At 57.1% G+C, this 15,804-nt stretch carries 10 protein-coding genes; 5 read left to right on the top strand and 5 right to left on the bottom strand.

Annotation, left to right across the window (positions count from 1 at the left end; all coding sequences use genetic code 11):
- Positions 1-85: 85 nt before the first annotated feature.
- From WOA58_RS17800 to WOA58_RS17790, 3 genes are read left to right on the top strand one after another with little or no spacing between them, the layout of a single operon-like run.
- Positions 86-1,138, top strand: a complete 1,053-nt coding sequence (locus WOA58_RS17800) for a TAXI family TRAP transporter solute-binding subunit (RefSeq protein ID WP_340605636.1) — start codon at positions 86-88, stop codon at positions 1,136-1,138.
- Between the two features lie 3 nt (positions 1,139-1,141).
- Positions 1,142-3,115 carry a TRAP transporter permease gene (locus WOA58_RS17795; protein WP_340605635.1) on the top strand — a complete coding sequence of 658 codons (1,974 nt, stop codon included), beginning with the start codon at positions 1,142-1,144 and terminating at the stop codon, positions 3,113-3,115.
- 2 nt (positions 3,116-3,117) lie between these two features.
- Positions 3,118-4,800 (top strand): thiamine pyrophosphate-binding protein, encoded by a 1,683-nt coding sequence (locus tag WOA58_RS17790; RefSeq protein WP_340605634.1) that lies wholly within the window; start codon positions 3,118-3,120, stop codon positions 4,798-4,800.
- 107 nt (positions 4,801-4,907) lie between these two features.
- Here WOA58_RS17790 and WOA58_RS17785 read toward each other — a convergent pair whose 3' ends face one another.
- The 3 genes from WOA58_RS17785 to WOA58_RS17775 all read right to left on the bottom strand — a co-directional run bounded on the left by WOA58_RS17785 (position 4,908) and on the right by WOA58_RS17775 (position 9,906).
- The gene (locus tag WOA58_RS17785; RefSeq protein WP_340605633.1) at positions 4,908-6,050 is read right to left on the bottom strand and encodes a thiolase family protein; all 1,143 of its coding nucleotides are present in this window, start codon (positions 6,048-6,050) and stop codon (positions 4,908-4,910) included.
- 632 nt (positions 6,051-6,682) lie between these two features.
- Positions 6,683-7,579: a hypothetical protein gene (locus tag WOA58_RS17780; protein ID WP_340605632.1), complete on the bottom strand. Its 897-nt coding sequence runs from the start codon at positions 7,577-7,579 to the stop codon at positions 6,683-6,685.
- Between the two features lie 1,007 nt (positions 7,580-8,586).
- The gene (locus WOA58_RS17775; protein ID WP_340605631.1) at positions 8,587-9,906 is read right to left on the bottom strand and encodes a cytochrome P450; all 1,320 of its coding nucleotides are present in this window, start codon (positions 9,904-9,906) and stop codon (positions 8,587-8,589) included.
- A 384-nt stretch (positions 9,907-10,290) separates the two neighbouring features.
- On the opposite strand from WOA58_RS17775, the gene WOA58_RS17770 reads away from it, so the two are divergent.
- Both WOA58_RS17770 and WOA58_RS17765 read left to right on the top strand, forming a co-directional pair.
- Positions 10,291-11,181 (top strand): transcriptional regulator FilR1 domain-containing protein, encoded by an 891-nt coding sequence (locus WOA58_RS17770; RefSeq protein WP_340605630.1) that lies wholly within the window; start codon positions 10,291-10,293, stop codon positions 11,179-11,181.
- A gap of 52 nt (positions 11,182-11,233) precedes the next feature.
- Positions 11,234-11,965, top strand: a complete 732-nt coding sequence (locus tag WOA58_RS17765; RefSeq protein ID WP_340605629.1) for a geranylgeranylglyceryl/heptaprenylglyceryl phosphate synthase — start codon at positions 11,234-11,236, stop codon at positions 11,963-11,965.
- A gap of 693 nt (positions 11,966-12,658) precedes the next feature.
- Here WOA58_RS17765 and WOA58_RS17760 read toward each other — a convergent pair.
- Together WOA58_RS17760 and WOA58_RS17755 are read right to left on the bottom strand one after the other, a co-directional pair.
- Positions 12,659-14,434, bottom strand: coding sequence for a carbon starvation CstA family protein (locus WOA58_RS17760; RefSeq protein WP_340605628.1), 1,776 nt, complete (start codon positions 14,432-14,434; stop codon positions 12,659-12,661).
- An 85-nt stretch (positions 14,435-14,519) separates the two neighbouring features.
- Complete coding sequence (locus tag WOA58_RS17755; protein ID WP_340605627.1) at positions 14,520-15,425, bottom strand: ABC transporter substrate-binding protein; 906 nt, start codon at positions 15,423-15,425, stop codon at positions 14,520-14,522.
- Positions 15,426-15,804: the final 379 nt, after the last annotated feature.

The following is a 15,804-nucleotide window of genomic DNA, read 5'->3' as shown; positions in this document are numbered from 1 at the left end:
AGTGTGAACCACTAGGCCGATAAGCGCTAACAATGATAGGAAACTCGGGTCACAGTGGAAACGGTGAATGCGGACGGGGGAGACAATGAGCGATCGTATCGGGCTTGGCCGGCGGGCATTCCTAACCGCGAGCGGGGCGGGGACGCTCGGACTAGCCGGCTGTATCGGTGACGACGATCCGGAGACAATTGACGAGGGCGGCAACGGCAGTTCGGACGGGGAGTCGACCCTGCGGATGCGGACTGCAACGTCCACAACTGCCGCTTACGCCGCCAACCAGGGGATCGCGGCCGCGGTGAACGACGACACGGACCAGGTGTTCGTTGAGGCTCAGACCAGCCCGGGAACCGAGGCGAACATCGGCGCGCTCAACAGTGGCGAGGCCGAAATGGTCTACATTCAGAACTGGTCGGCCGTCGACGTTCGGGAGGGGGTCGAACCGTTCGGCGATCTCGATTTTTCGATCAACCAGGTGTTCCACTACTATGATCTGCCGTGGTTCTTCTGCTCGGCCACTGAAGGGCTCGACTCGATCGCCGATATCGAGGCGGAGACGACGGTCTCGCCGACGCCCCGGGGATCGGGGACGGCCACGGCGGTTGAGCACGCCCTTGAGTACGTCATCGATGAGTACGACCGGGTGAGCGAGGACTACGGCGAGCAGGCCAGCGCGATGAACGAGGGACGTCTCGATGTCGGAATGGGAACCTACATGAACTACGAGATTGTCCCTGGATGGCTTCAGGAGATGATGGGGACTGTCGATCTCAGTCTACTGGAAGTGCCCGAGGAGGCGATCGAGGCCTGGGAGGACGACGAGCGCCTGCAGGCCGAGTCGTTCCCAGGCGAGGATCTCGAGGAGGCCGCCGCCGCGCCCGAGGAGGTGTGGGGGGTCGAGTTCTCCTATAACTTCGTCTGTCGCGACGACCTTGAGTACGACACCGTCTATGGGTTCCTCGAGACGCTGTACGAGGGCCGCGAGGGGCTCGCTGAGTACCACGCACTGCTCAACCCACTGGCGGACGAGGAGTTCTGGGTCGAGAACGCCTACGAGGACGTCCCGTTTCATCCCGCGGCGGCCGACTTCTACGAGGAGATCGACGTCTGGCGCGAGGAGTTCGAGCGCGGGGAGGGCTGAGCCATGTCGGTTCGGGCCGTCCGCGCGTGGATGACGCCACTGAACGTCCTCCGGGCGGTCACCTACCTCCTGGGCGTGACGTTCACTCTCTATACGATCTACTACGCGTATTCGCAGTTCTTCACCCAACAGATCCGCTACACCAACCTCTTTCTCGGTCTGGGGATCGCGCTGTTTTACCTCCATACGGTCCTTGAGGGGCAGCGGGAGGAGGGGGCGACCGAGGGGTCGATCCGTCGGCGGATCGAACCGTTGGTCGCGGTCGGGCTCGCCGGGCTCGCGATCTGGTCAGTTGCTTACGTCGAACTGCATTTCGATCGGCTGTTCTACGACGCACCGGTGGTCGGCTACACGACCAACGACCTCCTCGTCGGGCTCGTATTGATCGTGCTCGCGGTCGACACCACCCGACGCGCGTTCGGCAACACCATCGCCGCCGTCACCCTCACGGCGGTGGTCTACGCCCACTCGCTTGTGGGCCCGAACATGCCCGGCGTCTTCCGCCACACGGGGATGAGCTGGGAGCAGATCGCCCGCGACGGCGCGATCGGGCTCACAGGGGTCTACCACGAGACGCTAATGGGCATTGGCGCGACCTGGGTCGCGATCTTCATCATGTTCGCGGGGATCGCGAAGGCCTACGGACTGATGGACTTCGTCCTCGATGCGGGTCGCGAGATCGGCTCGAGCCTTCGGACCGGGATCGTCCAGGTGGCCGTGATCGCGAGCATGGTGATGGGATCGATCACCGGCAGCGCGGCGGCCAACACCGCGACGACGGGTAGCTTCACCATTCCGATGCTGCGCGATCAGGGGATCCGCGACGACTTCGCGGCCGCCATCGAGGCCGTCGCCAGTGCGGGCGGACAAATGCTCCCGCCGGTGATGGGCGTCGCGGCCTTCCTCATGGCCGACATCATCGGTGTGCCGTACGTCGACGTCATCCGCGCGGGACTGATTCCGGCCGCCCTGTTCTACCTGAGCGTCGGGGTCGGTGTCCACCTGGCGGTGCTGAAGTTCGGCTGGACGACCGAGCGAACGGACAAGTTCGAGCCGCGGGTCCTCCTCCAAGGGCTCCATTTCGCGGTCCCGCTCGCAGTGTTGCTCTACACGCTGATCGTGCTTCGCTATTCGCCGCTCTCGGCAGGGATGTACACCATTTTCACGATCGTCGGGACCGTCGCGCTCAGGAACCTCTACGTCGACGGACCCTCGCTCGACACCCTCCTCGCAACCGCGAGGCGGACCGTCACGGGGCTGTACCGTGGCGGCGTCGAGATGGCGCCACTGGTCGGCGTGCTCGCGGCGATGGGGATCATCATCGAACTGCTCACCCAGACCGGCCTCGCACAGCGCGTGAGCACGCTGATCGTCGGGCTCGGCGGCGGGAGCCTGCTGCTCGTGCTCGTGCTCGCGATGCTCGCAAGCATCCTCTTCGGGCTCGGCATGCCGACGCCCGCGGCGTACATTCTCGTGGTGATCCTCGTCGCGCCGGGCGTGGAGGCGATGGGGATCCCCGAGCTCACGACCCACATGTTCGTGTTCTACTTCGCGATGCTGTCGGCGATCACGCCGCCCGTGGCCATCTCGGTCGCCGTCGGCTCGCGGATCGCGGGCACGAGCTTCACGAGGGCCTGCCTACAGGCCCTGCGGATCGGCGCGCCGGGGTTCGCCATCCCCTTCGCGTTCGTCGCCAACGACGGCCTGATCCAGTGGTCGTTCCCCGAGACGGTCGTCGCGTTCCCGCTCGTGCTCGCGGGGACCGTCGCGCTCATCGTCGCCACGGTGGGCTACGACGGCAGGCGCTCGCTCGGATCGCTCCGACGGACCCTCTACGGGGTCGCGTCGTTCGGCGCGATGTTCGGTGTGGTCGTCCATCCCGCGCTCCAGATCGGGGCCGGCGTCGCTGTCGTCGTTGCCTTAGCCGTCTCGAATTCGAGCACTCCGTCGCGATTTCGTGTTTCAGCTAGAAACTAATCATGCAAACAGGATCAGAACTATTCGTTACGGCCCTCGAGCAGTACGGTGTTTCCCACGTCTTCGGCAATCCCGGGACGACCGAGCTACCCGTGTTAAAAGCGCTCGGTGATAGCGAGATCGAATACATCCTCGGCCTACACGAGGACATCGCCGTCGGAATGGCCGGTGGCTACGCGAGTACTCGACGCTACCACGCTCATCATGATTCGGACGTTCTTCCGGTAGGTGTCGCTAACCTCCATCTTGCACCGGGGCTCGCCCACGGGCTCGGCAACCTCTACGCCGCGAAGGTTGCGGGCGCACCCGTGGTCGTCACCGCGGGCAACCACAGTACCGACTTCCGCCACGAGGAGCCGATCCTCTCGGGGAACCTCGTTGGGATAGCCGAGGAGTTCACCAAGTGGAGTGCGGAAGTACTCGATGTCGAGGCACTGCCCTCGATGGTCCGCCGTGCCTTCCGGACCGCGCTTACACCCCCGACCGGCCCGGTCTTTCTCGGTCTACCGCTGGATACGATGATGACCGAGACCGACGCCGATCCCGAGCGGCTGGGCGAGATCCCCACGGCCGGCCGTGGCGATCCGCACCAGATAGACCGGGCCGCGGAGCTGCTCGCTGCGGCCGAGGATCCCGTCCTGGTCGTCGGCGATCACGTCGCCCGGGCGGGGCGCGATGCCGTCGACGCAGCGGTGGCGCTCGCCGAAGCCGCCGGCCTCCGCGTCCACGGCGAGATTCTCGCCTGCGAGGTCAACTTCCCAACGGAACACGACCAATGGATCTCCTACGTTCCGCCCGATGAGGATCTAGCCAGAGAGGTCATGGATGTTGACACGCTGGTGTTCGCAGGCTGTTCAACCAATACGACGCTGGTTCGCCACGAGAACCCGCTGGTCGGTCGCGAGACGACCTGTATCCATCTCGGACAGGACGCGTGGGAACTCGGCAAACTCCAACCGGCTGACGCCGCCGTACTCGGCGATTCCGGCGAGGTCATGGCAGCTCTCTCTGACCGAGTTGAGGAGCGGATCGATACGGGCGTTCGAGACGCACGGCTCGAACACGTAAAGGACGTCCGTAAGTCGCTAGCCGCTACCCTGTCCTCGGTCGGAACGAGCGACGCGGCGGACGATCCTCGCGCCTCAAAGGCCGATCTAGTCGACCGCATTCGGGAAACCGTCCCCGACGCCTACCTTGTCGATGAGGGCGTCACTTCGAAGTACGCGCTGTTGAACCGGTGGCCGCTTGAACCTGAAGGCCTGATCTCAAACAAGGGTGGCGGTCTCGGCTACGGACTTCCGGCGGCGGTCGGAGCGGCTATCGCTGAGAACCAGCGTGAAGCGCCACGTAATGTGCTTGGATTCGTCGGCGACGGTTCCTATCTCTACTATCCTCACACGCTCCATACCGCGGCGCGCCACGGGATCGACCTGACGGTTGTGGTTTCCGATAACCGTAACTACCGCATCTTGAAGGACAACACGATCAAGCTCTTCGGGGGAACCGATACCGATCACGAATACGTTGGAATGGACTTTGAGCCGCCTGTCGACATTGCAGCCAACGCCGAGAGCCATGGTGCCGAGGGCCGCTTGATCGAAACACCCAAAGAGATCAGCTCCGCAGTTAAGGACGCGATCGCAAGTAGCGAACCAACCGTCTTGGACGTTCTCGTCCATGATTAAGGCATTCGATCATCAGAACCAGTATCGATTCTCTCGTGTTTCATAGGTTCACTATAGGGCGGGTGATCTGCGTTCCGGTGATCCGGATGAAAGGTAGCTTGTGACTCCTATCGTGAGAACTCGATCGCCGCGCCCTGGCCGAAACCAACACAAAGCGTCGTCAACCCGCGATCGGCGTCACGGTCGATCAGTTCATGGATCAACGTAACAGGTAGACGAGCACCGCTTGCACCCAGCGGGTGACCCAATGCGATCGCGCCACCATTGACGTTAAACCGGTCATCAGAGACGCCAAGCTCGCGTTGTGAGTAGAGTGTTTGGCTCGCGAACGCCTCGTTGAGTTCGACGAGGTCGTAGTTGTCGATCTCTCGTCCAGTGCGTTCGAGCAGCCCCTTCGTCGCGGGGACGGGACCAACTCCCATGATCGTGGGATCCACACCTGCGACGTGGTTCGAGCCGACCTCCGCGAGCACGTTGAGACCATGGTCCTTCGCGAATCCGCGGCTCGTGACAAGAGTGGCAGCAGCACCGTCGGTGATTTGTGAGGCATTACCTGGGGTGACACTACCGTCACTTTTGAATACTGTCGGAAGCCCGGAGAGTGCCTCCATCGAGGTGTCACGACGAATCCCTTCGTCCTCGGTCACGATCCCATCCTCGGTTTTGATAGGAACGATCTGGTCCTCGAAGCGGCCTTCATCGGTCGCCGCCGCCGCGCGTCGGTGGCTTCGAAGCGCGTACTCGTCCTGTTTCTCCCGCGAGACGTCGAACTCTTCAGCTACTTTCTCGGCTGTCATACCCATCTGTAGCCCGGTGACATCGTAGTTTTCAGCGAGCTTCGGATGGAGGTGATCATAGGACTGGCCGTCCTTCGGCACTCGACTCATCGACTCGACGCCGCCAGCGATGATCGCGTCACGTTGCCCAGCACGGATTGCATCGCTCGCAGAGATGATCGCTTGCATTGAGGAGGCACACCAGCGGTTAATGGTGGTCGCAGGGACGTTCTCACCCAGCTCCGAGAGCAGGGCAATGACGCGCGCGATATTGTTGTCCTGCTCTCCACGTTGCTGAGCACAACCCCACATCAGGTCGTCGATCTCTTCACCACTGAGTCCGGTTTCGGCGAGGATCTCGTCAATCAGCGGGATTGAGAGATCCTCACTGCGGACATTGGCAAGAGCACCACCTTCCTTTCCTTGCGGGGTTCGAAGTGCTTGTGCGATTACGGGCGTAGTCTCTGACCTCATAATCCTCCAGTGAGCCTGAAGAACCTTAAACAATGGTGTATTTTACTTATCGCTATTTCCTATCGTTCACTACAGATGGATAATTCCTAATCTATGGAGTAGGATCTATTGGACAGACTCCTCTGCTTTGGGATTGTTCGTCCCACTAATGAGAGGTAAGTCCGGGCGAAACCGTCGCTCTTGCGATCGCCACTGCACGTGATGCAATCTTACTAACTGACGACCTTACAGATCGCGGCGCAGCGACATTTCTTGGCGTTGAGGTCCACGTGTCAATCCGTAGTATCGCTCGTGGGATGCATAGAAGGCTGTCTCAACCAACCGGAAACGGCTGAATTGATCTGAACGCTCCAGCACGAGATGAGTACCTATCTTACCGGCGCCGTCATTGAGCAGGGAATCTCGTTACTCAATGACAGCAGCGATGGCGAGTAGAGACCACTGCGGTCTCCACGGACAGCTGGTGTCAGGAGTGAAACCCTCCAGAAGGGTCTGTGGCTAGAGCCGTCACCAGCCGTTCACGGGATGTACCCGCTAGTAATCGTACCGTACGAACAACCGCTCGCGTGGGAGTGGAGTCGTATCCTGTTAGAGGTTTAATCCGCCCTCACGGGGATTTGGGTCCGGGGACATTACTTACGACCGACGTCAGCTGTCTCCGGTGAATCAGTCTCGAAGGTTGTCTCACCGGGAATTTCGGACTCCTCAGGGAGGACGATCCGGCGTTCCTTGTATGAGAGGCCGTCCTTCCGACGATTCTTCTGTGTAACGTAGAGACGACCTTTAGTGAGATCGGTGAGCGCATCGATCGTTCGACTGGCGAGCTTCTGGCTATATTCCTTGTTCACCCCCGGTTCGTTGTGTCTGAGCCACTGGGCGAGCTCGCCAGCGTCAACGTACTCGCGTACGCCATTACAGCCCTGATTCCAGAGCGTGCTTTGCTCCTGTTCGTGGTCCTGCCAGACTTCCGCTGCTAGTCGTACGGGCTTCGAGGAAGCAGTTGAGTGCAACATATCGTTGTCCATCCGGGCAAGTTGCTGGATCGGAAGGAGGTCACCAGTCGTCAGTGCGGGCTTACCGTCACGACTCAGTGGGTCCTCACCACCGGGAATGCGGGCGTACGTGGTGCCGTCGTCTTTGGTGAATTTCTCGATCCGATCGGTCTCGATCTCGAGTGAGTCAGTATTGGGATCGACGTGCTCCCACTGGAGATGAGCGTTTTTCTCGAGTTCGCGCGATTGGAGTTCCGTGACCATCTCGCGGGTACCGCCGGTCTTGCGCCGAAGCGCGTCGAGGAGTGAGTCCTGGCGCTCGACTTCCTGTTCGAGTTCCTCAATTCGTTCGTCTCTATCGTCGAGTTTGCGTTCGAGCTCGTCGATACGGTCGTCTTTCTGGGTGAGTTCGGCTTCGAGTTCATCAACGCGCTCTATAAGCGTCGTGAGGTGGTCACAAAGTGACTCAAGGGTCTGGGTGTTCGATTGGTTGGGTTCGATAGCGGTACGTGCGCTGGTAGTAGTGCTGTCGCTCATTGGAGGTAAGGAATTGAATCGATGAGAACTGTCGCTCGCTGTTGGTCGGTGGTTGTTACTGGCGGTCGGGCGTCGCTCGGCGGAAGCGGTCGCTCCCGCTGGGTGGCTGCGGTCGCGTGCATGCGAGCTCCGGGGTTAGTTGGCGTTTGACCGGTGCTCGGTGCTCAGGTGACTGTCGCCCTGAGGTGTACTGTAATCACAGCCAGTCGGTATTGGTGGTTGTTCAGTGGGCGTACCCTCCGCGAGTGGGCTTGAGGCCCGGATATCGACCCTGAGGAGGGTTAGATGGCGTTGCCGTGGGCTCGCTGTTTCGGTTCGGGCGAGTTGGGCCTCGAAAAGGTAGTCGGTCGTTCCGAGTGTCGGGTTGGGGATCGTTTCGGGAGCACACTCGGGACAGTAGAGGGCCTCAATCGCGTAGGTCGGAGCATCTTCCGGGCGAGTTGCAGACAAGATACAGGGGTCACCTGGAGCGAACGTCTGTGCGCACTGTGTGCAGGTTGCTGTGGTTGAGAGTCGAGTACCGACGAACAGTTGGGTGACGTCGGTGCCGATCTCGCGGTGCATTAGGCGATCACCTCACTGTCTGTGAGATGAACTGGGGGCTGTGCTACGCTACTGATCTGAACCGTGAGAAGACCTTTATTCTCAGGGTCTTGTTGTTCGAGTGGCGTCATGTGGATTGGATGGTAGACTACCGATTGCCGCTGGGCAGTTGGTATTCGATACCCTGGCGCCTTCCGTCACCACAAAGGCAGCCTCCGATGTTCACAGTCCTATGGTGATGATCGGAGGGCTGCCTTTGGAGACGGTGTGAGGCGACGTTTGGTGAGCGATCAAACCGCTCTATCTTGTTCCTTGCTTGCGATTACTCTGTAGAAGGGCCAAATTGCGGGAGGTGTATAATTGCATGCCCGTTCACAGTGTGAAACGGTCTGAAATTACCCGCCTGCACTCACACCGGATCAACTACAAAACGGTAGTAAGCGGGGGTATACTGGCGATTGCAGTTATCGAGGCCGAATCGTCATCGGAATCCCATTTTTCGATTGGGTCGTAAGCTGGGGTTCCAGCTCGATCTCTGTCGTGTGATCACCGTCAAGTTCGAACTGCTGTCCGATCGTGGCTAACACGATCTTCGCCTCTAACAGTGCGAACTCTCGCCCAATACACGTCCGTCGTCCACCACCGAATGGAACATACCCGAAGTCGTGGATCTCTTCTTCTAAGTCTCCCTTCCATCGATCAGGCCGGAATTCGGTCGGGCTCTCGTAAGTCTCGGGATCACGGTGGGCATGGAGGACGGCTAGATGTACTTCTTCGCCTTCTGGGACGTGGAAGCCGTCAAACTCGACAGGTACCTTCGTACGCCGTGGGATCGTATGTACTGGTGGGAACAACCGAAGCGTCTCTTTGATGATGCGCTCGGTGATTTCTAACTCTGAGAGATCCTCATAGGTCGGCGCCCGACCACCAAGGACCGTCTCGAGTTCCTGGTGGAACTCTTCTCGAATCTCTGGATGATCGGAGAGTGAGTGCCAAGCAAATGCGAGGGCGACTGCAGTGGTCTCGTAGCCCGCAAAGACCATCGTGACGAGCTGATCCTCGATCTCTTTTTTCGAGAGGCCCCCATCGGCATCCCGTGCCCGGTTAAGTTGTGAGAGGATATCCATACTCTCTGTAGCTGATTGCTCTCGGTTGTCGGCAAGGATCGCTCGAACCTCCTCGCGAAGACGGGCTTTCGATTGCTTGAATCGACGACGAGCAGGGGTTGGGATCCAGTTTGGCAACATCCAGGAAGAAGCGACGAACCAGTCATTGATACCGTCGGCAGCGTCGCGTAGCTCAGCACCCTCCCCAGGCTGTACCTCACGGCCAAAGAGCGTCGAAAAGAGAATCTCGAAGGTAAGATTCTGCATTTCAGCTTCCATATCACGGGTTTCTCCTTCTTGCCAGGTCTTAAGGCGACGCTGAGTGCACTCACTCATCTGTTCGGCAAAGCCCCTGATATGGTCTCGATAGAAGAGTGGCTGCAGACTGTTGCGCTGTTTACGCCATTGGGCTCCATCAGTAGATAGTAATCCGTTCCCAAACGCCTGCTGGAAGTCATCAGTCTTGGTAAATGAGCCGACGTCTGAGACAAGGACTTGCTCGAAGTAATCTGGATGACAGAGTGCGTAGATCTCGTTCGATCCCGGTAGTTCCATTCGATAGGCGTCGCCACATTCGGTCGTGGCGGCGTCTACAAAGTCAAACGGTCCACGAGCAAACCGAAGTGCGTGACCAATCACAGGATGCCCCGCAGGTTTCGGCGGCAGCGGAGAGGCCATACTATCCGGTCAGATATGGGCGCATGTAAACTCTCTTCATCGAGACTTTCCAATAATTGGCTCAGCTACTATTATATATGAAGTTGTGATGGTATGATAATTTTTATCCCGCCGTCGCCATCCACAGCAGGATGCAGCGATTAAATGATGGTGGGGGCCAATGCCGAGACCGTCGGTTCGCAGAAGGAGCGTACAGTGACGAATCCGCTAACCGGCGATCATCTCATTGTGCGAGAGTTCATTAACGGGCTCAGCGATTCTGACCGTCTCACAGTGATTCGATCGTTCCGAGATCGTGAGTCCCCAACTGAATTATCTACAATTGCGTCTCAAGCCGATGTCTCACGTCGAACCGTCTCCTCGCACGTCTCTGATTGTCTGTCAATGGGGCTTCTCAACCAAGCGTCGGACACCGACGAGTACTGGTTGACGGCTGGTGGGCACTGTATTCTTGATGCAGCTGAGAGATGGCTCGTTGAAGTTACCCAAGAGCAGTTGGCGGATCTAACACGATCCGAGTGGACCCTAGAGCTACTCCGTACACTTCAGGCACGTCCTGTAGCCCCAGGTGATATGGTGTCTGATTGCCCGCAGTCACCGTCTCATACAACAGTCTGGCGAACGCTACAGGCGTTTGCTGAGTACGGATGGTGTGAGAGCAGTAGTAATTCCTATCATCTCCTACCGGCAGGCAAACGCACTCTCGAAGCCTACGAAGAGCTCGAGACGATTGCAGAGCAGGTGATCGCGAAAGCGCCCTTCCTACAACGTCTCTCGCCGCGTTGGTCTGACTTTCCTACCCATGCCCTTCCGGAAGCGAATCTCGTTGTCTCGAAGCCTGATTCACCAGGTCTGGTTGTTGAGGCTGCTCTCAAGCTGTGTGATCCTCGTATCAAGAACTATCGATCACTCATCTCTGTGTACTCCCCAACGCTGTTCAGGGCGTACTATCGACTCCTCTCAATGGGAATGTCTGGGGAAGGGATCATCGACACATCGGTCTATGAGAAGATCGTTCAGAACGAAGAGATGCAGTATCTGCTGGATACGTCCTCCTACGAGCACTACGATTTGCTTCGATTGGATGAGCGATTGACGCTCGGAATCGCACTCTATGATGATCAGAAAGTGGCTATCGGGACATACAACGAAATAGGTGACGGCCAGCATACGGCGATCATCGTTAGTTCACATGAGGATCTTATCGAGTGGGGGACGAACATCTATAACTCGTATCGTCAGCGAGCGGTTCGTACTGAGTGTCCCTCGGACTGAGTGTGAACAGCTAATACGAGTTCATTTGCCCGTGTAGACGGAACTATCGGTCATGACGATTGAGTGGCCGGCCATTACTCACATCACTAAAATTGATCCGGCCAAACCCCTTCCAGCCGATCTTGGAGTGCTTGAGCACACTGATCTAGTCATTGTTGGAGGGTCGGACGATGTTACGGAAGAAAACGCACTCACAACGATTCAGGAAGTGGTAGATTCGGTTCCTGAGATACCGGTGTTACAGGAGCCGTATTCTTCACAGCACGTCTCAGTCGAGACGATTGCAGCTGTCGATCAGCTATTCGTGCCTGCGATCTACAACGGTGATCAGACCCATTTTGTCGGCAAACATCTGCAGATGTTCACCCAGCTTAGCTCGGATTTTGAGGGATTACTGGGCCAGAGTGGATCGATGGCGAGCATCGCTGAGAAGATCTGTGCTGTTGGGTACGTAATTCAGAATACTGATTCGCGAGCCGCCTCTACTGCAGGGGTTACAGAATCGCTCTCACTGGATGAAGTTCGGGGGGCTGCTCTCGCTACCGAAGTGTTCTATGATTTTCCGCTCTTCTATGTTGAGTACTCGGGCCAGTTTGGAGGCACGACTGCTGTCAACGCGGCGGCGACAGTTCTTGGTGAGACGCGATTGCTGTACGGTGGTGGGATTGATTCAGGGCAGAAAGCGAATGCTGTTCTCAGTGCGGGTGCTGATGCAATTGTGGTCGGAGACTGCTTTCACGAGGATCGTGACGCGTACCGGCAGACAACTCGTGTTGATCATTGAATGGAGAGTTCCGAGATTCAACCTTTGCTTCGGTTGATTGTGAGCCGTCTCTCTAGTGAGCTAGATACCGAGGTCAAGCATAATGTTCTACCCACTATGAATGTTACAACCGCGATCGAATCGCTCAACTGAATAGAACACGGTTGTTCGGCTTGATTGATCTAGACCTATTGGGTTCAGACAGCCATCGTAGAACAGACGAGTTTTTCAGATCTAGAGGAATTATGTGGTCCATTGAAAGAGAGGTAGCTATGGTAGATCGTCTCGATCGACCTGGTGTTGATCTCGTCCTCAGGCTTGGCGAGTAAAATACACCACGGCCATGTGTGACCGATGACTGTGAACACGAGGCCGATTACTACGTTCTGACTGATGACGTACTCTCAGAATACACCTGTGAACAGCACCTCGAGGAGACTGTCGAGCGGGCACAGGCCTGAACTCTATTCCACCCCGATACGAGTAGCCCACCACTAGCCGATCGCATACTGGTATGGTAGTTAACGCTGAACCACTCACTACGCTACTGAAGATTGGTTCACTCCGACGGCATTCCGGTAGTAAGACAACTGGAACGATAGATCGGCGTGCGAATGGTGTCCTACAGATAGGTCTTACCGTCTGTGGTTAGGTACGACTATCCTGCAATCGAATCTGGCTACCCACTGGAACGAACAGGAACAGCAAATGCTGTTAGTCGTCTCCAGGAACAAATCGACGTATCGGAGAGCCACGCTGATCGCTCACATGGAGATAAGCAAGTCGAACGATTTCTGCGGTAAATCCACATAAGATAATGACAACGAGTACCTGAATCGCGACGGAAGCAACTTCGATCGGCGTCGCTGCTACAACCCACGTAGGATCAAGCAACGAACGCGCGTTTTGCGATGCAATATAGAGTAGTGCTGAGAGGCTTGCTATAAGAATAAATGCCGCTCCTGCAAGGAACGCTATAACTGACTTTCTCTCATCCCAGTTCACGATCCAGATTGCAACAGTTATCATCGAGAGACCAGCAAAGACCTGAACAGATCCCCCAAAGAGTGGCCAGACCGTTGCCCAGCTTCCACTGGCGACCAACAGATACGCAAGTATCGCTTGGGCTCCACCACTGAGATATTTGTTCGTCATCGCCTGAGCGGTCACATTCGCAGTCGTGTCTGTATCGATCATATCATCGAGGAAGTAGCGTCCAAGTCGAATCGAAGTATCAACAGTCGTGAGGGCGAACGCAGATAGCACTAATGCCATAAACGGAGCACCAACGCCGGTCGGAATGCCGAGGCTCGAGAGAATCAATGCACCACCATCAGCAAACGCCGGTAGTGCGAGGTCGATTCCTTCCCCTGAGGGGATCGTTGGAATGACCGCAACCGTCCCGATCGCGATCACCGCCAGAAGCCCCTCTGCCAACGTCGTCCCGTATCCGATTGCGGTCGCGTCCGTCTCTTTGTTGATCTGTTTGGGCGTTGTCCCACAGCAGACCATCGAATGAAGGCCACAGACCGCTCCACAGAAAATCGTCGGGATCAACATTGGCAATAACGGCCCCATGCCCTCAAATGCAGGACTCATGAAGCCAGTAAAGGGGTCCAAATTCATCGTCATCGATGTCTCAGCAGTGCCAAAGAGCGTTCCCACGATGATTGCGAGGACCGCACCGCCGAGGCCGGCGTATAGTAGAAACGAAGAAAGGAAATCCCGGGGCTGGAGCAACGTCCAGACTGGCAGCACGCTCGCAGCAAACGCATAGAGAAGTAATACTGCCAGCCATGCCGAAACATTGGGCGAGATAACTGTGGGCAACAGCGTTGCTTCGCCTGCTGGAATAAGCGTAATTGGATATTCGAGTCCGACAAAGACACCACCGAACACGCCTCCAACAAATACGATCGTCGCGAGGACAAATGGAACCGGTGTGTAGCGACGAACGAACCCGAACGCAATCGCGAGCAGTAGATACACGATTGAGGCTGTGGCTGCAGCAGGGAAGGCATCGAAAATGACAGCCGTAACCAGCGAGAGAACCCCGATCACCAAGAGATTCGCGACTATAGCAAGCGTTAACAGAAGCCGCTTGCCTCGATTACCGGCATACTTACCAAAGATATGACCGACTGAGCGGCCTTCATGACGCATACTGCTGGTGAGTGTCGCGAGATCGTTTAACCCGCCGTAAACAACTGTTCCCACGACGATCCAGATCAAAGCTGGTGCCCAGCCCCATGCCAGCGCTGCTGTAATCGGACCGATAATTGGTGCGCCACCTGCAATCGAGGAAAAGTGGTGCCCGAAGAGTTCGATTTTGCGTGAGGGGACGTATTCGTGGGTGTCTTCGTGTGCATGGGCAGGCGTCGGTCGCTCATCATCGAGTTCGAAGTACTGGCTCAGTACCCGCGCATAGACGACGTACGCAAGGGCGAAGATACAGGCGACGATGGTAATAACGGTGAGGAGTTGAGGCATGAGAGGGTACTGACGATGGTATTGGTTGAGATGGCTACGGCGAACCGGGAACCGGAGCCGAACCGAATCAAACCGACTGGATCGGTTAGTCCGAGGACACCTCGTCTTCGATCGTCGTGACAGCGTCCTCGTCGTCCACGTAGCCTTTCTCAGTCATCCACTCGGTTGTTCCTTCGATTCGCTTTTCGTCGGGCGCTCGGACAGGGAGGAAGTTCCGGAGTTCGAAGTCGTTCCGAAGACGATCGAAGTCGACATCCTCGAAACTCTCCTCGTCGTCGGCTGCAGCCTTTTCGAGGAGATCAACGTATTCGTCTCGATATCGATCGAGATTGTTGTTGATGTCTTCGACGGCTCGGTTCAGCGCCTGACGGAACGCTGAGACCTGTTCCGGGTCGATATCGGACGATGCAACAAGGGCCGCACGGCAGGGACCTTCGTAGACTGCTTTGAGTTCGTCGTCGTACCGCCCAAGGGTCACGTAGGGTTCAAGGACACCAATCGCATCGATCTCACCGGCTTTGACGGCCTCGAATCGGTCTTCGGCGGAACCAATATGCTCGAGTACGATCTCTTCTTCCTCAAAGCCCTCGTTTTCGAGCATTTCTGGGATCGAATAGAACGAGGTCGCGTACTTGTTGATCCCAATCGATCGTCTCTTCAGGTCTTCAATCGATTCGATATTGGAATCAGCGGGTGCAAACAGAACACGATCCCACTCGCTATACGATCCGATGATCTGGCGGTCCGTCTCAGAAGCCTCCTGAACGGCGTTCCATTCACAGACGCCGTGAGTCTCACCCTGCTCGTCGAGATCCTCCCACCAATCGGTCTCGTAAGCGTTTTCGCCTTGGTCGGAGAAATCCTGCGTACCCGGCGCGAAGTACGAGAGGTCCGTCTCAACACCTTCCTCTTCGAAGTAGCCGTTCTCTTCGGCGACTTGCTGAACGAGCTCCCATGTGAAGTACTCGTGTGCGATGTCGATGTCGGCCATACGAACTGAACAACGTGCGCCGACGGTAAACCACGTCCCACTCCGGTAGGTGTCGCTCAGACGTGTGAGATCTCACTATTCGTGCTGACGGGTTCTACTATGCCGACAGCGTTCTTCCATCGTTCATACGTGCTAACGTGGCACTTTCGATAGTCGGAGGCAGGTGCAACAATTGCCAGAAACTGGATATACTTCAGTTGCTTCCTTCAGAAAACTTTGAACTGCCAACCTTACTTACAACAGTAGATTCTAGCAGTTCTATCTATTGACAAGTTATTTGTATAATCAGATGGGATTCACTACAAATGAGATGGTTGCGGGAGTGGATCTCTACTGCTCTATTTGAGAGTATACGAGCACAGGATTTCAAACGGGATGA

The organism is Halalkalicoccus tibetensis, assembly GCF_037996645.1.
Lineage (GTDB): Archaea > Halobacteriota > Halobacteria > Halobacteriales > Halalkalicoccaceae > Halalkalicoccus > Halalkalicoccus tibetensis.
This window is presented reverse-complemented; position numbering and strand designations above follow the sequence as displayed.